Annotated in this window: 17 protein-coding genes and 1 pseudogene; 11 read left to right on the forward strand and 7 right to left on the reverse strand. The window is 53.7% G+C overall.

From position 1 onward, the window contains the following. Nucleotide 1: 1 nt before the first annotated feature. On the reverse strand, nucleotides 2-1492 hold the full coding sequence (locus tag ABVF61_RS07265; RefSeq protein WP_353992846.1) for an ABC transporter substrate-binding protein: 1491 nt from the start codon (nucleotides 1490-1492) through the stop codon (nucleotides 2-4). Further along, a complete protein-coding gene (locus ABVF61_RS07270; protein ID WP_353992847.1) occupies nucleotides 1489-2265 on the reverse strand; it encodes a GntR family transcriptional regulator in 777 nt (258 codons plus the stop codon). Before ABVF61_RS07270 ends, ABVF61_RS07265 begins: the two co-directional genes overlap by 4 nt. Before the next feature lie 85 nt (nucleotides 2266-2350). Here ABVF61_RS07270 and ABVF61_RS07275 point away from each other — a divergent pair, with 85 nt between their 5' ends. The 5 genes and pseudogenes from ABVF61_RS07275 (at nucleotide 2351) to ABVF61_RS32125 (ending at nucleotide 5731) form a co-directional block, all read left to right on the forward strand. Next, complete coding sequence (locus tag ABVF61_RS07275; RefSeq protein ID WP_353992848.1) at nucleotides 2351-3265, forward strand: hypothetical protein; 915 nt, start codon at nucleotides 2351-2353, stop codon at nucleotides 3263-3265. A 458-nt stretch (nucleotides 3266-3723) separates the two neighbouring features. Continuing rightward, the gene (locus ABVF61_RS07280) at nucleotides 3724-4089 is read left to right on the forward strand and encodes a hypothetical protein (protein WP_353992849.1); all 366 of its coding nucleotides are present in this window, start codon (nucleotides 3724-3726) and stop codon (nucleotides 4087-4089) included. A 91-nt stretch (nucleotides 4090-4180) separates the two neighbouring features. Then, on the forward strand, nucleotides 4181-4897 hold the full coding sequence (locus ABVF61_RS07285; RefSeq protein ID WP_353992850.1) for a metallophosphoesterase family protein: 717 nt from the start codon (nucleotides 4181-4183) through the stop codon (nucleotides 4895-4897). Between the two features lie 278 nt (nucleotides 4898-5175). Further along, a pseudogene (locus ABVF61_RS32120) lies at nucleotides 5176-5268 on the forward strand (IS66 family transposase); the annotation flags it as partial. Between the two features lie 4 nt (nucleotides 5269-5272). Next, nucleotides 5273-5731 carry a transposase domain-containing protein gene (locus tag ABVF61_RS32125; RefSeq protein WP_502949950.1) on the forward strand — a complete coding sequence of 153 codons (459 nt, stop codon included), beginning with the start codon at nucleotides 5273-5275 and terminating at the stop codon, nucleotides 5729-5731. A 106-nt stretch (nucleotides 5732-5837) separates the two neighbouring features. Here ABVF61_RS32125 and ABVF61_RS07305 read toward each other — a convergent pair whose 3' ends face one another. Beyond that, nucleotides 5838-6848, reverse strand: a complete 1011-nt coding sequence (locus ABVF61_RS07305) for a hypothetical protein (protein ID WP_353992851.1) — start codon at nucleotides 6846-6848, stop codon at nucleotides 5838-5840. A 923-nt stretch (nucleotides 6849-7771) separates the two neighbouring features. On the opposite strand from ABVF61_RS07305, the gene ABVF61_RS07310 reads away from it, so the two are divergent. From ABVF61_RS07310 to ABVF61_RS07325, 4 genes are all read left to right on the forward strand, one after another. Continuing rightward, nucleotides 7772-8305, forward strand: coding sequence for a hypothetical protein (locus ABVF61_RS07310; protein ID WP_353992852.1), 534 nt, complete (start codon nucleotides 7772-7774; stop codon nucleotides 8303-8305). 217 nt (nucleotides 8306-8522) lie between these two features. Then, entirely contained in the window at nucleotides 8523-10352 is a 1830-nt protein-coding gene (locus tag ABVF61_RS07315) for a PLP-dependent aminotransferase family protein (RefSeq protein ID WP_353992853.1), read from the forward strand. A gap of 407 nt (nucleotides 10353-10759) precedes the next feature. Continuing rightward, complete coding sequence (locus ABVF61_RS07320) at nucleotides 10760-11485, forward strand: NAD(P)H-dependent oxidoreductase (protein ID WP_353992854.1); 726 nt, start codon at nucleotides 10760-10762, stop codon at nucleotides 11483-11485. A gap of 81 nt (nucleotides 11486-11566) precedes the next feature. Beyond that, nucleotides 11567-11857 (forward strand): hypothetical protein, encoded by a 291-nt coding sequence (locus tag ABVF61_RS07325; protein WP_353992855.1) that lies wholly within the window; start codon nucleotides 11567-11569, stop codon nucleotides 11855-11857. Between the two features lie 740 nt (nucleotides 11858-12597). On the opposite strand, the gene ABVF61_RS07330 is transcribed toward ABVF61_RS07325, so the two are convergent. The 3 genes from ABVF61_RS07330 to ABVF61_RS07340 all read right to left on the reverse strand — a co-directional run bounded on the left by ABVF61_RS07330 (nucleotide 12598) and on the right by ABVF61_RS07340 (nucleotide 16260). Beyond that, nucleotides 12598-13665, reverse strand: coding sequence for a metal-dependent hydrolase (locus ABVF61_RS07330; RefSeq protein WP_353992856.1), 1068 nt, complete (start codon nucleotides 13663-13665; stop codon nucleotides 12598-12600). A gap of 243 nt (nucleotides 13666-13908) precedes the next feature. Further along, nucleotides 13909-15246 carry an adenylate/guanylate cyclase domain-containing protein gene (locus ABVF61_RS07335; protein ID WP_353992857.1) on the reverse strand — a complete coding sequence of 446 codons (1338 nt, stop codon included), beginning with the start codon at nucleotides 15244-15246 and terminating at the stop codon, nucleotides 13909-13911. Between the two features lie 138 nt (nucleotides 15247-15384). After that, nucleotides 15385-16260, reverse strand: a complete 876-nt coding sequence (locus ABVF61_RS07340; protein WP_353992858.1) for a DUF4437 domain-containing protein — start codon at nucleotides 16258-16260, stop codon at nucleotides 15385-15387. A 120-nt stretch (nucleotides 16261-16380) separates the two neighbouring features. Here ABVF61_RS07340 and ABVF61_RS07345 point away from each other — a divergent pair, with 120 nt between their 5' ends. Next, nucleotides 16381-17286: a LysR family transcriptional regulator gene (locus ABVF61_RS07345; protein WP_353992859.1), complete on the forward strand. Its 906-nt coding sequence runs from the start codon at nucleotides 16381-16383 to the stop codon at nucleotides 17284-17286. A 641-nt stretch (nucleotides 17287-17927) separates the two neighbouring features. Next, entirely contained in the window at nucleotides 17928-18659 is a 732-nt protein-coding gene (locus ABVF61_RS07350) for a glycine betaine ABC transporter substrate-binding protein (protein ID WP_353992860.1), read from the forward strand. 145 nt (nucleotides 18660-18804) lie between these two features. On the opposite strand, the gene ABVF61_RS07355 is transcribed toward ABVF61_RS07350, so the two are convergent. Next, entirely contained in the window at nucleotides 18805-19761 is a 957-nt protein-coding gene (locus ABVF61_RS07355) for a helix-turn-helix transcriptional regulator (RefSeq protein ID WP_353992861.1), read from the reverse strand. Nucleotides 19762-19915 lie beyond the last annotated feature (154 nt).

The following is a 19915-nucleotide window of genomic DNA, read 5'->3' on the forward strand; positions in this document are numbered from 1 at the left end:
GTCAGTTGGCGATGCTCATGCGATTGAGGAACATGCTTTCATTGGCGGTCGGTTCAAACTCCAGATCAGCGGACGCACCATACAGGACAGCAGCCTGATAAAGCGGCAGCAGATAATGGTTCTCACGAACCATCTGATGCACTTTGCTATAGGCGGCCCTGCGTACTTCCGGATCCAGAGAGGTACGCGCCTCTTCCAGCAGGACGTCGATTTCGGGCACATTCACACGAGACCAGGCACTGTCCGAATGAAGTGTCGGATAGGTAATCCCGTCTGCATCCTGGCAGGCGCATGACCAGCGCCCAAAGCTCAACTCCGAGTTCTCTGAAGGGTCGGAGCGCACAATGTTCAGGTAAGTCGGCATGTCAGTCATGCTGATCGAGACATTGAAACCGGCATCATTGAGCATTTGCTGAATAGCCTGAACGATCCGCTGGTCGAACACGGGAGCGGTGGCCAGAACTGCGGGAGTGGAAGCCAAGTCCGGGTTGGCCGCTGTGATCTCTTTCGCTTTTTCGAGATCATATTCAAACAGCGCGATGCCCGGGTCGTAACCGAAATGCGCCGGGCTTGCCATCTGCGCCATGGGCACTTCCCCCGCCTGGAGCAGGCCTTCGGTGATACCGAGCCGGTCGATTGCAAGGCTTGCCGCTTCACGCATTGCCGGATCGTTGAACGGCGGCTTGTCGAGATTTAAGCCGACATAACCGACGCGTTCGGTCGGAGCCGACAGAACCTTGACACTCGGGTTGGAACTCAGTTGCGCCCCGGCGTCAGCATCGATGCTGACAACAAGGTCGGCTGTTCCGGCCTGCAGATCGGCGACACGGGTTGCGGCATCGGGGACAGCCCGGAAAATAGCCGTATCGAACGGCCCTGCAGCGCCCCAATAGTCCTCGTTCTGTTTGAGCGTTACTGAAACACCGCGTTTCCAGTTATCGAAGCTGTATGGCCCGGAACCGATTGGTTTGGTGTTGAATGCCTCGTCGCCAACCTCTTCAACGACCTTCTGCGGAACGATGGACAATTTGACCAACTGGGCCATCAAAGCTGGGTAAGCGCCTGCGGTGGTGAGGGAAACCTGGTTATCACCAACAACTTTCGCGTCGGTAATCTGGTTGAACTGACCTAGTTGCGGAGAACCGAAATCCGGGTTGGTAATCCGCTTGACCGAGTAGACAACGTCTTCGGGCGTCAAAGCAGAACCGTCGTGGAAAGTCACACCTTCACGGATGGTCAGCAGCAGTTCGGTGTCCGATTTCTGCTCCCAATCCGTTGCGATTTGCGGCACGATTTCACCCGCGTTGTTCCTTGTCACGAGGTTGTCGAAAATATTCCGGTAGACATAGTAGCTATCCGGATTCCATTGCATGTGCGGATCAAGTGAAGACGGTTCACCGGCAAGATCGATCGTAATGTCCCGAGCGAACGCGGGTGACACGAACACGGCCAGCGCAATCCCCCCCAAGAGGCTTTTTGACAGGTACTTCATAACTCTCTCCTACTGGTGGTGGTTTTTTGTGTTTTGATTGCGCCGCTGGAGACAACTTTGCCGATCGCCAACGGTGTTTCATCGTGCAAAAGTCGACGCAAGAAGAACGCTTCCTGGTCATTAATGAGTGCTGCCCGCGCTGATGCGATGCCATCAGCGTCATTGGACAAAACGGCCCGCATCAATGCGTCGGTATCTGTTCGGTGGAACAACTGACCGCTAGCAGGGTCTTCAAGAAAGTGCGTGATGCGGGCAGAGTGATGCCAGAGCTTGCGCAAATGGCGAGCTGTGAACGAGTTGACGGCCTGGAGGAGCAGACCGTCAACCCGGTCGACATAGTGGCGGAAGGATACCAAAGCAGCCTGTTCGGTCCGGGTCTTCAGGACATCGAGGATATTCGCGATTTCCTGCAATTCAGAACGAACTTCGTTGCTGATTGCCGCAGTCGCCAGAGCTGGTTCTGCAATTCGTCTTGCGTCCAGGACCTGGCCGATCAACGAGCCTGTTACCGGAAGAACCAACCAGCCGGTGCGCGGTTGCGGCGTCGCCCAACCGTCATAGCCCAACCTGGTGAGTCCGGATCGTGCTGCCGCACGCGTCAGGCCAAAGCGCTCCATCATATCCGCTTCAGTGACAATTTCACCAGGAGCGATTTCGCACCAGATCACCGCATCGAGCAGGCGGTCCTCAGCGAATCTTGCCTTGGCTTCAGGGGCTGGCGGACCGTCGCCGGTGACCGCAGGGCGCAACATGGGGGAACTGGGATCGTACATAAAACCTCAACTGACGTTAGTTGACATGTTAAAATGCTTCTGAAAACATTTTCAATAGCGAGTTTGGATTTTTTGAGATTGGAAAATGGAAACAAAAACCGTCTCCGTTGCCGGCGCCACAAGCCTGCTTGGACAACATCTCCTGGCCCGGCTTGCTCAAGACCCGGCGTTGCATGTAGCGAGTTTGCACGATGCATTGGCGACCGGCTCAAGCCGCAGGCACCTGACCGACGCGACCTGGTTGGTTGGTCCCGAGATTGCCGATTTCTTTCACGACACCCCGCTGCTGCCGCCACAAGCGCCGGCACTCGCACCTGTTTTGCTATCTTTCTTGCCTGATGGTGAGGAAAGTGCTGCGATAGAGGCACAGCATCTCGAACGGGGTACGCGTGTTGTCACGCATGGTGAACATGCCCGCCTGCAAGTCTCAATGGGACTGCCCGGTGTCACAGAGCCCGATATGGCCACACGTCACCTGGCGACGCCTAATTGTACGACCGCCATGTGCGCTGTGCCCTTGTATCACTTGCACGCGAGGTATGGCGTCACAGGCGTCACCATCACGGCTTTGCAGGCAATAAGCGGCGCCGATGTTCCCGGCCTTCCGGCGCACCTCATTCATGATCAGGTCATCGGTCATCTACCGGGCGAGGCCAAAGCTCTTTCCAGAGAGCTGTCTGTCATTTTCGAAGGTGCTTTCCCGATCGATGCATTCGCTGCTCGCGTGCCTGTGTGGCGCGGGCATACTTTCACCATGTCGGTGCGCTTGGCTCAAACAGCAAACGCCGATGCGATCGCAGATACACTCTCTCGCGCTCCCGACCTCCTGATAGCGACCTTGCCGATTTATCGCGAGAGCTTTGCATCCAAAGCTCCAATCGCAACCATTCTCGACATCCGGGAGAGCGCCGAGGGGGCGTTGATTGTGCTCAAGGGCGACAACCTGGAAGCGGCCACGACCGGCATCATGCAGTCAATCGCACATTCCTTGAGCTATTGACCGAGCTCCCTCAGTCGACCGAAAAAGCCGTTAATATTCAGCGTGTTCAGTCATACTAACGACAGCAAGCGGAGCTGCTGCGTTTTGAAAGGATTTGGGCATCAAAAGTTTCATGATCGCGCCATCTGTCTGATCATCCGACGCTTTCCAATTTAGAGAACCGGGTCGCCGGATATTTGAGTTTTCAGGGACCAGAGCACGCGCACCGTGTTGCAGGCATCGAACCTCTTCCCTGCTTTTCCAAAGCGCCCAAAGGCAAATAGCCCCGGCAAAGCAACCTCTTCGTACCGGAAGAAATTTTTCAGAACCGGTCAACCTGAACCCACTAGGCGATTTTCTAGTGCTGGACGAGGCAACGCATCAGGCTTGTGCGGAAATGCCGGTTCTTTAATGCTTGCCTTCACATTAATTCAGGCAAGAAAGCTTGTCTGAAGACAAGTCGTGAGGGCCTTGGCTGCGTGGACTGTTTCGTCGAGGCTAAGAGCTTTGCGAGTGTCTGCGAATTTTCAAGCGGAACTTTATTCTTCCCGGCAGTTCATGACATCAGAGGTTCCCTTTCCAAAAAGAGGCCAAGAGATCCCCTTATGTTGCAAAGGATTCAGATTGGACGATCTGTGATTGAGATGGCCCGCAACAACATGGCCGATGTCCGTAAAGCAAAGGAGCAAGTGAACGAACTGCTCGACACAAATCGACCTCAGCTGGCACCAGACGGGATCAACGACATCGCTTTGAGGGAAAAATGGAAGCATAACCTTGACGGTCCGGACGCTTTCGCGGCGGCGCTTCGATTGAGGAACAAGATGGCTGAAAAATTCAAATGAAAGTCAAACGGATACACACCCGTAGCGCTCAATCCAATCCTGTTAAGCATTAGGCCCAAATGAATCCATACGTAGAGAGGCGGTTCGTTACATGGAGAAGTACGCGGTTATTGCCGATTGTCACGGTAATTCTTGGGCGCTTCGTGCCGTATTGGCAGACATTGAGCGGCGGAAAGTAAAGCAGATCATCAATCTTGGTGATAGCGCTGATGCTGCGATGGATGCAGGTGGAGTCGTCGCCATTTTGTTGCAACGCCAAATCCCGTCTTTAGCAGGCAATTACGAGACCTATGAGCCAGGTCAGTTGACGTTTGAGCAAGAAACCTGGCTCTCAAGCCTCCCAAAAACGATGGAGATTGGCGAGCTCTATTGTTGTCATGGCTCGCCTGCTTCAGATCATGAAGAGTTGCTCGAAGATATTGCCTTGCCTCATGTCGGTCTTGCTACTCCCGAGCAGATTTTGCAGCGTCTTTGTGGCATCACCAATCCTGTTATCCTGTGCGCGCACAAACACGTTCCGCGGTTGGTGTTAATGCCGACTGGCCAGATCATAGTGAACCCGGGTAGCGTGGGGTGGCCAGCATATTGGAACGATGAGCCTGCGCTTCATGTTATGGAAACCGGCAGCCCGCACGCACGGTATGCGCTGTTGGAACAAACTGCGGACGGTTGGTTGGTAGATCATATTGCCGTTCCGTATGACTGGGAAACCGCGGCCGAATTTGCGGCGCAACGCGGCCACGCGTTGAGAGCGACCGCTTTGAGAACAGGGCGCATGACAGCTCCAGACGGTGCGGGAAAGGAATGATCGATGGCCCTTGGCCCGCGTGAGAGGACGCCAAGCGACTTTCACACCGGCCGAAGTTTCATATGGAGAACTCATGACGAACAGAGCCCTGTTTCCTTCAGGATCGAGAGAACTGACAGAAGCTCGTTACCGAAGGTCAAGTCGCGTTGCGGACTTGAGCAGCTGCGCTTTGAAACGCTGCGCGATGGTCTGATCGCCAAGCTCGCGGCAAGTCACGCCCATCTGGAACAAGATGTACCGCACGAAGACGAGATGAAGGTTGGCACAACAGCGGTCTTCTGGCGCATGTCCTTGTGTCAAAACACGCCGACCACCTTCTGCTCCTCCGCCAATCTCAGATCTTCGGCCGGGAAGGCATTGACCTGGACCGCCGAGATGTACGAAATCGAAAAGAAGGCACGCGGGAAACCTGCGCCAGAGCGCACCGCCTTACGGCAAACACACGCCAAACCTATCTTCGACGATCTGGAAGACTGGCTCGGCACCCGATTGACGCGGATCTCCTGCAAGTCGCCGCTCGCCTCCGCGATCTGGTATGCGCTAGCCGACGGCCGAAAGCCCGGTAGTATCTCGAAACGGGCATCTGGAGCTGGACAACAATTTCGCGGAGCGGGCGATGAAGCCGATAGCTCTTGGCCGAAAAAACCACCTCTTCATGGGCTCACAAGGCGGCGGGAAATCAGCGGCTATCGCCATACCCTAGTCGAAACCGCCAAACTCAACTGCATTGGCTCGCAAGCCTGGCTCACATGGGTTCTGGCCCAAATCGACGGCCAGAAGATCAATCGCATCAACGAACTCGTGCCTTGGTGTTACGCTGCAAAAGCAGCGTAACAGAGCGCGTCACCACCAGGAAGATCGGATTCACCGGACGGACACTGTAAAAAACAGTTCCGAACTGCAGGGGTGTGGGCGGGAGATTTTCTCCCGCCCAGTCGGCTTAGCCGCTGGTGAGGCCGCGTTTGCAAGTGACACCGTAGGTCGCAGCGCGTGACTTAACCGTTCTTTTTTTCCCGTTCGCATCGCGATAGCGCAACACAAGTTTGGACCGCAGCCGTCCGTTGGCGTCATCGGCGCGAACTAGGCGCGTGAGTGTCGAAGAGGCAGAGCCGGCACGCGCCATCGACCAGGACGTTTTTTTGCTCGTTGAGCCGTCTTCGTGTTCCAGCCACACCTTGCCCGAGAGTTTTCCGGTGGTCTCCACCTTTGCCTTGAATGCCACCTTGGCCGGGCAAGAGCCGGAATAGCGCCGCTTATGGCTCCGGAAGGAGACGACTTCGATCTTGGGGTTGATCACGGCCCGGCAGGTGTCGAGAAGCTTGCAGCGTTCCGGATCGGTAAGGTTCAAAGGCATTTCCACGAAGATTTCACGTGTGGTCTTCTTGGATTTCCAGCCATTGAAATTCGCCACTTTCTCATTGAAGGTTTCGCACTTTGCTTCGACCCGAATGACGAAAGTAAGTGACTTTGCATTGCCTTTCACGGCTTCGGTCAAGTCGTCGATGTCAAGAAAATCGCGAAGCGTTACGGCGTAGGTGAGTTGCCGCGCGGCGCCGACTTTACTCTGCACATCGTTTTCGTGGATGATCTTGTTGTTCGACCAGACATTCAGGCGGCGAAAACGCATCCGGCCCTTCTTGCTGTCCTTGTGAAAACCGCATTTCACAGTCGTGAACAGTTTGGCTGCATTGTTGTTCAATGGCGTAAACTTGAGTTGCGTGATCTTCGTCTGTTTCTTTTTCTTACGGTTGTCGATCGCGCCTTTGATCGCCGGCAGAATGCGCGGGAAGCGCTCGGCGATTTCTTCTGCGATCGGCCCCGCAATGGCGGCAATCGCGGACGACTCAATGGACCCTTCAGCCTTGGCCGTAAGCGAAGTGCCAGTAATGAGAGCGAGCGCAAGCATGCTGCTGCCGAAAAATCGGCGAGCGTTAAATAAACGCATAGTCATCTTGATATTCCTTTAAGTTAAATTAAATTTAAATTCGAATTATTTTTTCTATTCGGCAGATCAATATCAATAAAATTCATAACTACCGTAAGGTAAGGGTACATGTAATCGGCGTTTAAAGTGTGATGGAGCGCACAGTTTGGGCCAATATCGAGTTGAACAGTCAGCTTTGTGCTCTCGGATGGCCGGCAGGCTGGTGCAATCCTAATCGATGAAGGACTGGCCTAGAAATGGACTCCCGACTACGAGACAGATTGGTGCACGTGGGAACCGATGGGTCTCTCTGAAGGATTTGGGTAGTTACTTTGGCTGATCCAGCTGCGTGCATTGCTCAAGACGCTTCCGGTCCTCTCCGCATTGCGGACTTTCGAGTGCGTTTGCGCACAGGTTGCACGCTTGGAACCCTGAGCCAATTGGCCGGGTTAGCGGATCGGTTCAATCCTTCAGGAGCAGGCCGACCGCCCCTTTCCAGGTTCATTCAACGGGCGAATGCGGGAAGGCGCGGGCTTTACATCCAACCTGCTCCAAGCTTTCATCTCCTGTCCCGGTCACTCCATGCAGAACAAACACATGATTGAAGGACTTGGCAGGCTCGGCGGGGGTCTTGGAAGCACAGTCTCCCGTGGCGATAGTCACTAAGACCGGCAAATAACTTGAAAGACGAACGGCAGAGAAATCGGGCTTTAAAGCCGGCCAATTCGAGCGCATTTGTATAGATGCATCGAGGTCCTGCACATACGCGGGTTCTTTCTTCGCGCTCCAATTCCTAATTCTCCCCCGAAACGTAACGGCACGAAGTGCGTGCCTTGGTGATTGGAAAAAACGGGCAGTGAGCACGTGGAATCCAATCACACATGCAACCAATGAGGCCCATTTTCAAAAGAACAAATCGACCGGATAACTGTGAGAAGAAAGACAGTTCCATGAATCACGATTTCAATAAAATGAGTTTAGACGCAGACCAAATCTCGAGAGAACACACTGGTTCTCGTTCAGACGACAAACCGAACCTGAGCATGGCTTCTGCCGATATCGACCGATCTGCGAATTCGGCTGCTGTAAATGTGCCACTATCGTTTGACCTTGAAGACAATGTGGAGATTGCAATACTGGTCGGCTTGCTTTTGCCCGCGGTTCAAGCTGCTCGTGAGGCCCCTTCCACGAACGCCGCAGATCGCTCCACTTTCAACTCTGAAGGCTTTACTTTCCTGCCCGACACCGAAGGCACCCACGAAAATGATCCAACCGAGGATTTTGGTAACGCAGTAGACCCGGCCATCATGGCTCCCGATGCGTTCCTTTTCCGCGCATTGGCAACCGGAGAAACAACAGGGCCGTTCCTGCGTCTTGAGTGGGCAAACGAAGTCCCGGAACACTCTGATCAAGGGATTTTTCACAACGAAGCAACGTCCGGTCTGGCGATGGCCAGCCTTGCGGACAGCTTCATTTTTGCTTGAGAAGACTGCGGGAATGCCGCCCGACTAGGTTTACCGCCGACTTTGCGACGGGCCCGGGCCATCTGTCGCGCTCCTTTTCACTCGGCAATCGTTTCAACGCGACCCGGCTGACGCAAGAACACGCGGGCCTGCAGCAACAGTCGAACGTGTTGCGGAGAAAGTCGCATGCTTTGGCGGAGCGTCTCCCTTGTCACCGCAAAAAGGGTTGGAAATGAAATTGAAGGTTTACACAGCGGCCATGGCGCTGGCGATGCTTGTCAGTTCTGCCGCCATTCCGTCGGAGACGCAGCTCACGCTTGACGACTGCATTGCGACGCCACAAGCGCCTTGTGTGGATATCATTGTAAATCAGCTTCTGGCGGGCAGTGACAGCCATCCAGGGGCTCCTGCCGACGGTGAACACGCAAACCGGATCGCGAATATGCTCGCGCTAACACCGCGCCTCGAACAAGCCGAGCAAGTGGCAGATTTAGCGCCCGATCAATTGCGCGAGAGCGTACTTGGGACAATTGCGACCCACTATGCCGAACTGGGGCAGCTTGACGAAGCCCGCAGGCTTATGCGGTTGGTTCAGGATATCAAAACCCGAGATCACATGCGGCATACAATTGCCAGGACCGAGATCGCGCTTGGAAACGAGGATGTTGCCGGGGTTTTGGTGGGTGCAATCGAGACCCCCTCGATCCGCGACGAGGCTCTGACTACCCTGGCTGCCAGCCTTCTTGATGCAGGCGACTTTGATGGTACGTTTGAACTCAGCAGGTCGGTGAGCAACCCGATTGTCCAGTCTTTTGTTCTTGGTCTTATCATTGCGTCCGCGACGGAGCCGGAACACATAAAACGCGCCATCGGCCAGGCAGATGAGATCAAGGACCCGTCGGACCGGATCACAGGGCTGGTGCAACTCGCTGCGTTTCTTGCTTCCCATGGCTGGCAATCTGATTCCCTTGAGCTTTTCGGCAAGATCGAAAAAGATCTTGAGCAGCTTCAGATCAGCAATGATGAAAAACAAAAACTGCAAGAAAGACTAAACGGGCGGCTGATCGAGCTGGGCTTCCTCGACACGGCTATTCCTGCAATAGCTCGCGTGCAGAATTTGGACACCCGCATCAACTTGCTGACTTATGTTGCGGAACACCACACAATATACGGTGAAACGGAAAAGGCTGAGGCGTTTTATCGGCAAAGCCTTTCCCTTGCGCGCACAACCTCGGACCCACACGCGCGCGATGAGCAACTTGCCCACATACTTACCCGCCTGTCGCTTGCCGACATCCCCCTTCGTGAGCAGGTCCACACATTCGTAGATCTGATCGAAGACCCGAAGCGCCGCGGCGAGATGCTTCGCTTTCTCGCTCTGGAGTTGGCAGCGCTCGGCCAGCTCGAACTTGCCGAGAAACGTCTCCGTTCAATCGATGATCCGGCGATACGCATTGAAGGGCTTATGACGCTGTCCAGGGAGCTCGCCCAGAGCTCCCTGACAGAACGAGCTCAAGCCCTTTTCCGGGAAGTCGTTGAAGAAAACGAAATCAGCGGCAGTTTTGCGACGCTACACATTGGAACGCAGCAGGAACTCATAAAGACAGCAAACCGGCTGGGCGCCTTTAAGCGTGCCAGGGATTTCGTTTTGCAGATCAATGAACGGAACACCAGAATCGTCGCCTTGTCGGAAATTGCCCTTTCCGCTCTTGAGGCGGGCAATGAGCGAAATGGCAGAGCCTGGCTGCACGACGCAGTACGCGAAATTGAACAGGTTGTTGATGACACGCAGCGCATCGACCTGGCTTACAGACTGGTAGTGTGGTCCGAACGCATCGGAGGTCTGCGCGAAAACAGCGTAATCGCTCAGATGATCAAAGACGATGAGTTGCGCCAGCTTTACCTTTATGAAGTTGCCGGACATTGGCTGACCATCGAAGGCCGCCAACAAGATGCGCGTGAACTTGTGGACCGGTTCGGTTCGGACGACGTGAAAAAATCCATTCGCGACCGCGAGATAGAAAACGCTTTGATGAAAGCACTGAGGCTTGAAAGCGGCCAGAAATAAGAGGCAGCTTTCCCAAAATCACGCAGCCTTTGCAGCGCTGCCGGCTTTTGAAAGACGAGCGCTCATTCTTCACATGAAGGTCCTTAGGGTATGGACCCCTAAATGAAGTTGATTTGGTTTGAATTGTTTTGGCCAGATGAAAGGAGCTAAAGCGCAGGAAATGTGGTTCATTTTCAAGCCTTTCGCGACGCGTCAGGTGGCCAAAACAGCCAAATCCGAAGGACGGCAAAATGGCTTCACCTCGCAGCGTCATCGTGCTTGACCGGGCACAAAGCCCGCTCTTCGCACGTTTCCTCGCGAGAATTCGCCATTTCTGCCGCCAAATCAGCTTCATTTAGGGGTCCGTACCCTAGCCTCCCACAGACATGCGCTTCTGGAGACCAGTCGCCTCATCGGAGTTAAGCGCCATGCATATCCATATCGTACACGCCCATCCGGAAAAGTCGTCCTATAACGCTGCACTTACCGAAGCAGCTTTCGAACATCTTGCGAATGCCGGTCACAGCGTCTCGAAAAGCGATCTCTACCTGGAGCAATTTGATCCGGTTGAGCGAGGAGCCAACTACAAGAATCGTGCTGATCGAGACGTCTTCGCGGCCCTCAACGAACAACGTCATGCGTCCGGAAACGATACGTTTCCGATCGATGTGCAGCGTGAAATCGAAAGCCTGCGAAGCGCCGATTTTCTGGTCCTGCAATTTCCGCTATGGTGGCATGGCCCTCCGGCAATCCTCAAGGGGTGGATGGACCGTGTGTTTGTAAATGGCGGCCTTTACTCCAGCCGGATGCGTTACGACACCGGCTACTTCAGCGGCAAGCGGGCACTGGTATCCGTTACGACGGGCGCACCACAAAAGGCATTCGGACCTGGCTGCCGTGGAGGCGATTTTGAGGTCATGCTTTGGCCGGTACACTATTCCCTGCACTACGTGGGATATGAAGTTTTACCACCCTTTGTTTCCTATGGAGTTCAGGGTCACGGATACAGCTATGAGCGCGAGGAAACGCTGCGCGAAAGACTGAAACAGAACCTGTCGAACTGGCGTGGTTACCTTTCCAAAATCGACGAAATCCAGCCGCTCAAGTTTCCGGGATGGTCGGACTGGGATGAAGACGGACGCGCCTTAACCTGACCGCAAATTCGAAAACAGCGCTTTGAATTTTCTGAGTTTTTCAAACCTTAGTTAGCCGACCAAATAAATGGAGTCCGTATTTTGGCACCTGATCTGATTAGAAAAATTATTCTTGCATCCTTGTTTTTGATCTTCGCTGCAAACAGCGCAAATGCGCAAAGCAGATGCCCCAAGGTTGTTTCCGGTTGCTCAAACCACAAAACCTGCAATCAGCTTCTGCGCGATAGACTTGAAAAAAGCAAAAGCGAATTGAAGACTTCAAACCAAGTGCGTGAAGCCAACAAGGAGATTGATCGAGCGCCAAGTGGTTGCGCAGGACGCACGAAACAACCGCAAGAAGACCGACTCCGCATGCTCATGGGTGAAAAGTAATCGGCAAATTATCTGTTGCTATCCAACAAGCTAACAGACGCTCATACATCTCGCAGTACCTGTCAACTTGGGCTTCAAGTCGCCTTTCTCGGAATTTGGTCCCAACAGCCGCTATGTCAATTGAGCGTTTTCATACCCAGCGGTCAGCTCGCTTCCCAAGTCTGGGTGCATGGTGAAATCGCACGACTGGCTTCAAAACTGGAGTAGACGAAGCTCGGCATGGGGTATTTCAATTGACCTCCCGGAGCCAGGATCAAAAGAATTGCTTGTTTTCTATTGAAAATTAATAGCTTGCGAGAAAGCAAAACCAAAACAAAGGACATTTCGCTTGAGCGGAAATGATGGCGACAACGATCCTCCGCTATCAATTAATCCTCTAATTTTCAATTATTTAACTCTCGCGCAGGGTGAGTTTTGCTGCGCATGGGACGCCCGGATTGCGTTTCAGGTTTCAAATGTATGGGCTCGAATGCGACGGGACGGGGCAATGCGGACTTGTCAGGTTAGTGGTTCACTCGTTACCTGCCGAGGTGTCGTCGAGCCCAGATGAAAAGTTCTGCTGAAAGATGACATCGAAGGATTCATTGCCTCCGGTATCCGCTTTGATTCACTTACCCGGTTACTTGCACGTTGCATGGAGGATGGCTCTCCAGAAGTGACCTGCCCCTGATTTCCCGCACCCATAAATTAGCTCTGTTCGCGTTAAATCCGGTGCAAAACCTTAGCGTTCCAGGGATGTTTCAGCATTCGGCGATATCCTTTGCTTCATGGCTTTCCAAAAGACTTTGCTCAGATGCTCTGATCGACGGCTGACCTGTCATTCGCTTCCCCAACCAGTCAAATTCGGTGCCTGCATTCGATATGCTTGGCAAGATGGGTTCAGGCGGTATCCTCTTGAATTGGCCATCCTCGTATTCGGCAATCGCAAACCGGAAGATGTAGCTTGGTGTCAGGCCCAGGCGATAGTCTGACGCAACAATTCTGCCGTCGATCAGATCGGTCCTGACAAAGCCATCACTGAACCAGACCATCTTCTGATACTCGGGATCATCGAGAACACACGAAACGAGCGCAGACTCAAATTCATGCTTATAGACGAAGGCTTTTTCATCATCATCGAAGAGCGACACATATAGATTGTGGTATTCGCCGTCCGCCTGCCCAATCACACGCCAGAGAAATGTGTTGAAGGGTGTGACCACCGTCTTCACATTGGTCACGTCGATACCCTGCTTGGCGAAAATGGACTTTCCCCGCGCGTGGATATGTTGTTGTACAATCAAGCCCCAAACCAGATACGCGGTGCTGAAAAAGAGTGACGCGACTAGTATCTTTTTCAAGCCAGCTGACCATTTTGCACTTGCGATCGCCCACGCGACGGCAACAAGCAATGGCACAGTGAAAACAGGATCAATAATAAAGATAGAACCCGTCCCGACAGGATCCGGATAGAACGGCCAGAATACCCGGGCACCATAGGCATTCATTGAATCGAGAAGCGCATGGGTCGTCAGACACAGAAAAACGGTTGTCCAAACAAGCGCACGGTTGCCCTTGAGAGATTTGAACAAACGCAGGATCAGTTCACCGATCACCGGAGCTGCAACAGCGTGAATGAAGAACGAATGCGACCAGCCGCGATGATAGACGAATTGATCAATCTTGGTCTCAAATGGGATCAAGACATCAAGGTCGGGCAAGGTTCCCAGTAGTCCGCCAATCAAAACGGCTTTTCTGGGTCCCAGTTTCGATCCAAGGCAAGCGGCGGATATTGCCGCGCCGAACGTAAATTGTGTCAGTGAGTCCATAATCTACGCTCTCTCCAGAGATATGCTCAGTCTGCGGTCCAATTCAAAATGCAGGCAATGCGGCTTCTGCACCGGGGCTGTCTTCCGCCTGTCTCGTCCGGCGCGGCACTCGTTCATCTTGTTGGCATCGTCCGGGGTAGACTTGGCGGTGCAATAGTTTTTCATTTCTCACAACCACGCACTTTTTTGCCCAGACGTTCCATGTGTGGTGAGTTGCAGCTCATTTGCCGATCTGCAAACAATTCAATTCACGGCTCGCGACGTCCAAACGTCTACCGTCCCTTCACGTCCTCGTATCTCGTATTGCCCCGCCCTATGAAGACCGGGGGCAATCTCAAACGGATCCGCTGCGCTTGCCTTGACGGCCGAAATCAACTCGTTGCTGACAACGAATTCAGTGCCGGGCTTGCGGGTCAATTCTTCCATCCGGCTGGCAACATTCACGGTGTCGCCGAGAACCGTGTATTCCAGCTTGTGTTCATCACCGATATTGCCGACAACGGCGGGGCCGTAATGCACGCCGATACCGACGCCCACCGGTGGGTGGCCGTCCCCTGCCCTTTCCGCGTTCCAGTCCCTGATCGTCTCGGCCATCTGCACGGCGCATCGCAGGGCCCGCGCGGCATCGTCCGGACGGGAGCGCGGAGTGCCGAAATGAACCATCACGGCATCACCGATAAACTTGTCGATCGTTCCGTCTTGCTCAAAGGCTGCCTTGGCAAGGCGTCCGTGAAAGCTTCGCAAAAGTGCGATAAGGTCCTGCGGCGGCAGTTTTTCCGATATCGACGTAAAATCGACCATGTCCGCAAACAGAACTGCAACAGGCCGGTTGCCGGGTTCGTCAGGCTCCCACCGGCCCTCTGCGAATTCGCGTACGATATTCGGCGAAAAGTAACGCGACAGCATCGCTCGCTGCGCTTCTGCCGCCACCTGGCGGCGAACAAGTGCTCGCGAGCGGACCACCACGATCGTAAGGATGACTGAAATCAGTATCAGAAACACCACCTGGTTCGACAGCCGTGCGAGACCGACGGCATTCGGATCGAGAATTTTGGCGAGTGCTATCTCAGCTCCCATACCCTCGTCGAGCACATCTGCCGACGTGAAGGGGATGGCGTCTGGACGCGTTGCGACCCAGACATATCCGAGCGTCCACGAACCGACAGCGGCTAACCCGGTCCAGATCACCAGCTCTGGTTTGTAGCTGAGTGCCATGCTGACGACAAAAACACCGAGGTAGAGGAACGCAGGTGTCCTCAGGTTCATCTGCTGCGTCCAACCTTCGAAATCAAAAGGAGTGGGAACGATCAGAACAAAACTCAGGGCCGCGGCATCAAGGAAAACGAACCCCAATACCAGGAGTTTGTTTTCCGCGTATCGATGCCTTAGCGCAAACGGCACGATCCCGAGGAGGGCAAAGGTCGCAATCGCGCTCACATAAAGCAATGAGCGCTCAACAGGAAGCGTCAGCGATACCCAGACGGCCAGAATGAAGAGAACCGCATTACGCCCCCAGAAGACATAGGCAAGGCCGGATGCCTCCTCGCGCGCGATGGCTTCGCTCACGGACCGGGAGGTCATCGGTCGACGTGCGGGTTCAGAAAATTGCAAGTGTATCCCTTCGCCCTGCCCGGGTATGATGGAATTCCAAATGAAATGAGATGCTTCAACCGAAACACGCATCTTGTCTCAGCGGTACCGGCGTGTGCTCAGCATTCTTCAGGAGCGCGAAACAAAGTACTTGCCCGTGACGCTCAAATAGAAGATGCACGCGTCGTTTCCCGCACACGTCACGTCATGAACCGCAGCTGCCGATTGGGAACCAAAATAACTGCCCGGTTCCAGTCGTGTTGCCTCAGTCGCACCGGACACCTGATGTGCAGCGGATCCCTCAATAACGACGGCGCGCAGCCAAGCATCCTCACCGGTGATTGTTCCTTCAAACCCGGCCGGCAGCTTTAGGAAAGTTCCGTTCTTACCGCCTTCCGCGAGATCTCCCCACAGAAACGCGATCTTGGGTTCATCCGATCCCGCTGACGCCCCAGGAGCGTCGACCCAAGACACATCCGCTGCATCAATCCACACTATATTATCTGCTTCAACGTTGACCGGGAATTCGCCATTGGCAAACGCTCGATCCTTTGGCTGAACGAGGTAAGGTCCTTGCTGGATTTCCAGAAAGGCAGTGGAGGGTCCCGCGTCTTCGCGCGCTGCGGTGATGTGCGTTGCTCCAGCGGGCTGGGTCCAGAACGACCCCGGCCCCATCCACATGAGTTCTGCAGCGGGGTCATCATTGTGAACCGCGCCGCTGATGACGACGGCTCTATAGGTGATGTTGTGAATGTGCGGTGGAGAACTGAAGCCCGGTTGGAATCGGATGATGGTTCCCGTTGGAACGTCTTCTTTTATGTCACCCCACAAGACACCAGCTTGCGGGCTGGCGTCGCCGCGAGCAGGGTTCAAGGGTTGGAAAGCGACTGCTTCGCGTGGCACCACCTCGACCGTCCCAGTCGATTGAAGGTCTTGTGCAGCGGTTAGAGGTGCGGCGAGCGCAACGAATACGGCCAAGGCGACAGACAGGATGGAGAGGCGCATCGTGAAAATCCCGAATTTGCACGGCGCAGGGGCCGTCTTTATGTCTCCTCCTTTAAATAAGCTCCAGAATACATTAATAATCCGCCGAAAATAAAAAATACTATTTGGAAAAAACAAATAATGTCCATCGATCTCAAATCGCTTGAATTGTTCGTTCGCGTGGCGGCGCTGGGGGCAATCGGCAAGGCAGGGACAGAATTCGGCCTGTCTGCGACGGCCGCGACACAGCGTCTGCAAGCGCTTGAGGCAACGGTTGGAACACAGCTGTTTCACCGGACCACCCGTGCAGTGTCCCTGTCGACCGATGGTGAAATTTTCCTGGCGCATGCAAAGCGCATTTTGGGAGACGTTGAAGAAGCTCTTGCGGACATTCAGCCTGATCCGCGAGATATCAAGGGAGAAATCCGGATCGCTTGTTCCGCTTCTTTTGGGCGCTTGCACATCGCGCCACACGTGACCGAGTTCCTCGACAGGCATCCTGGCGTTTCGCTGCAGCTCGCCATGAGCGACTCTGTCATAGACATTGTCGAACAGGGATTTGATATCGCGATCCGCATCGGTGCGCTAGCTCCCTCTACACTCAAGGCGCGCAAGTTGGCGGTCAGCCCGAGATGCCTCGTTGCAGCGCCGAGCTATCTTGAAAAGTATGGCACTCCCTCTACGCTGGACGAACTCAAAACCCACAACTGTCTTACAAGGGAAGACATGCGAACCTGGTCGCTTGCAGCGCCTGACGGAACGGTTCACGACGTAAAAACCACTGGAAATTTCTCAAGCACAAGCGCAGAAGCAATTACCGAAGCCGCGTTGTCCGGCCTTGGTATTGCTCGCAAATGCACTTGGGAAATTGCCGACCAGCTGTCTTCCGGAGCGTTGAAGCCGGTGCTCGGCAGCTATTCCGTCTCACCCTTTTGGAAAGTCTTTGCTGTCCGCCCACCTTCCAGGTTGCCTTCTGCGCGCGTGCGCGCCTTCACAGATTTTCTAGAATCAAAACTCAACAAGATCCCCGAGCTTTGCGGTGATTGAACTCCTTTCAATGGCACCTACACGCCGCACGTTGCCCAAGCAAAGGATCAGAGGGGCAAATAGCCCAGATCGAACGGCTCTCGGTCTTCGGAGACCACTCGGGTATTGTCAGACGCAGAGCGGCTTTGCACCTCACAGAATCGAAACTTGAAAGGTGGTGCAAAAGCCTGAACTGACATGTCAGGGTCCTCTGCACTGCAAGCTGCAGGTACATGAAAAAAGTATATTTTTCAGATATTTATGAAAGAAAATTACGTAAGATCAGATTCAATTCAGCCGGCTAATCAGACCACAACAAACCTGCCTGTTTGACTCAGGCAAAGAGTGAAAACTCTTTTCAGTTTCAAGCCGATTTTCTAAATTTGCAGTCTGAAGCAAACGTTTGACTTTTCGCGCCAAACACGAAGGCATGTCCATTGTCATAACAGGCTGAAGCTGTAACCTGCAGTGAGTAAGCATCGACACGGGTTTCCTTGGGGCTGGTTCCTTGTTTCGCTTCCTCCCAAGACGCAAACCGGTCCGCCGATGGCAGTCCGCCTCATCAAACATCTAAGTCCTTGTAACTGCCGGTGTCACGACTAATCGATACAAGGTTTAGCTGACGTCGACATAACTCATTCTTCCAAATTTGGAGGTATTGAATGACATTACCCGTCCGGCTGGGCCACATAAGCCTGTCATTTCACAAGGCTAGCGCTCTTGTGGTCGCACGCATTCTCGAGGCTCACGGATACGCTGTGGAGTTATTCTCAGCACCGCACGAAGCCGCATTCGAAATGTTGGCGGCAGGAGAAGTGGATCTGTTGTCGGCGGCCTGGTTGCCATCAAGTCACCAAGTCTATCTCGATCCGCTATTGGACCAGGTTGAGAAAGTGACCGTTCTTTATGAGCCCTACTGTATTTGGGGAGTGCCCGACTACGTTCCAGAAAGCGCGGTCGCCTCAGTATCTGACCTGCTAAGCGAGCCCGCATTGGATAGAATGGACCGCATCATCCAAGGTATAAATCCAGGCGCTGGCATAAGTCGGTTTTCCGCAAAAATGATAACTGACTACGGTTTGGATTCCGCTGGTTATGTTTTCAAACCCGGTGATGAAAAAGCCTGTTTCGATCATTTTGAAAGTGCGGTCGCCGACAAAAAGTGGGTCTTGATACCTCTTTGGCATCCGCAGTTTTTGCATAACCGCTACAATATCCGGGCACTTTTGGAACCCAAAGGGCTACTGGGCTCGAAAGATGCGGCGACCTTAATCATGCGAAAAGATGCCCGGAAGCTCGTTTCGCCAGAAGCAATCGAGGACCTACGGAAACTCTATATTGGCAACAAAGAACTGAGCGCCCTTGAGGACAATTTAAGAAGATCTGCCTCTTAGAGAATTTGGCTGCTTCAGTTACCGTCTCCCTCTCTGACTGATTTTGTTAGCCGTCGTGGCGTCCGCGGCATGCTCAAGTCTTGCCAATTTGCTCTCAGGTTTAACTGAGAGCAAATTGACGATAGAGATGCGTTTGGGGCCGGAGCTATCGTCCTTTTTTTTCCAGATAATTCTGTCTGAACAGCACCGGAGAGAGCCCGTATCTGGCCGTAAAGGCCCGCGTAAACTGCGCCTGGCTGAGGAAACCGAGTGCCTCGCTTATCTCAACACACGTGTCGCCAGTGAGTGTAAGAAGGCGTTCTGCTTCTTTTAGGGTGCGATCCCTTATGAGTTCAGCTGGTGAACGATTGAGATTTTCACAGGTACAGCGCAGCAAGGTACTGCGGCTCACGCCGAGCGAATGGGCATAGTCCTGCACTCCCCAACGAAGCCGAAATTTTCGCTCCAACAAGGCCAAGAATGAACCGCAAAGGCCTGAATTATCGTCCTGCCTGCAGACATCGAACTCAGCTTCCATCTTCTGCCCGACTGACTGCAGAAACAAGCTCCACTGATGCCTTGCCATGAGGCTGCTCGCCATTTCGGCATCGTCCAGGATCCAATCCAAAAGCGACATAAGGTGTCGATGCGAAGACAGGTTTTGCAGCAGGTAGCATCGTGACTGGAAACTGCTGCCGAGGTGCTCAAAACCATCGTTCATGGGTACCCGAGCAACAAATCCATCCACCTCACCAAAGTGCTGCCACTCGTGCACAACGCCCGGGGGGATCACGTATACCGAGACCGGGCCTATTGTTTGATCAACTCCATCAGACCTTATTTGCCCGCGGCCGCTCGCCGTTACAAACATCTCGAAATAGTCGTGCCGATGAGGCTGGTGAGCTGCGTAACCAACGTCCCTAAAAGCAGGTTTGGAGCGTTCTAGTATCGGCCAGTTCGCTTTGACCTGCATTGCGTGTTTTTCGAGCGTGTGAACAGGTATCTCGACTTTCTTGTCCATAAAAGAGCGACTCCAGATCACTAAGTCTTTTAACGCATCGACGGTCAGCTGCCTGATGCTGTTGGTGTCACTAAAACAGATCGACTGCCATATCTCCAACACGCCGGTTTCCCTCTGACTAGCCAGTCAGAGTTGCTTCAACGATAGAACAAACCACTCAAAACTGAACATGCAACTCGGTAGAGGAAACAGGCAACCGGCAAAAATCGTTTGCCCGTGCATCGAAACGCAAAATTGGAGCATCAAAACGGCAAAG

The organism is Roseibium sp. HPY-6, assembly GCF_040530035.1.
Taxonomy (GTDB): Bacteria; Pseudomonadota; Alphaproteobacteria; order Rhizobiales; family Stappiaceae; genus Roseibium.

Bases quoted from the DNA above. Each gene is read 5' to 3' on its own strand.
- ABVF61_RS07335 (WP_353992857.1), bottom strand. From the start codon at position 15,246: ATGACCTCCCGGTCCGTGAGCGAAGCCATCGCGCGCGAGGAGGCATCC.
- ABVF61_RS07345 (WP_353992859.1), top strand. From the start codon at position 16,381: ATGTCCATCGATCTCAAATCGCTTGAATTGTTCGTTCGCGTGGCGGCG.
- ABVF61_RS07340 (WP_353992858.1), bottom strand. From the start codon at position 16,260: ATGCGCCTCTCCATCCTGTCTGTCGCCTTGGCCGTATTCGTTGCGCTC.
- ABVF61_RS07275 (WP_353992848.1), top strand. From the start codon at position 2,351: ATGGAAACAAAAACCGTCTCCGTTGCCGGCGCCACAAGCCTGCTTGGA.
- ABVF61_RS07265 (WP_353992846.1), bottom strand. From the start codon at position 1,492: ATGAAGTACCTGTCAAAAAGCCTCTTGGGGGGGATTGCGCTGGCCGTG.
- ABVF61_RS07305 (WP_353992851.1), bottom strand. From the start codon at position 6,848: ATGACTATGCGTTTATTTAACGCTCGCCGATTTTTCGGCAGCAGCATG.
- ABVF61_RS07310 (WP_353992852.1), top strand. From the start codon at position 7,772: ATGAATCACGATTTCAATAAAATGAGTTTAGACGCAGACCAAATCTCG.
- ABVF61_RS07320 (WP_353992854.1), top strand. From the start codon at position 10,760: ATGCATATCCATATCGTACACGCCCATCCGGAAAAGTCGTCCTATAAC.
- ABVF61_RS07350 (WP_353992860.1), top strand. From the start codon at position 17,928: ATGACATTACCCGTCCGGCTGGGCCACATAAGCCTGTCATTTCACAAG.
- ABVF61_RS07285 (WP_353992850.1), top strand. From the start codon at position 4,181: ATGGAGAAGTACGCGGTTATTGCCGATTGTCACGGTAATTCTTGGGCG.
- ABVF61_RS07330 (WP_353992856.1), bottom strand. From the start codon at position 13,665: ATGGACTCACTGACACAATTTACGTTCGGCGCGGCAATATCCGCCGCT.
- ABVF61_RS07270 (WP_353992847.1), bottom strand. From the start codon at position 2,265: ATGTACGATCCCAGTTCCCCCATGTTGCGCCCTGCGGTCACCGGCGAC.
- ABVF61_RS32125 (WP_502949950.1), top strand. From the start codon at position 5,273: ATGTACGAAATCGAAAAGAAGGCACGCGGGAAACCTGCGCCAGAGCGC.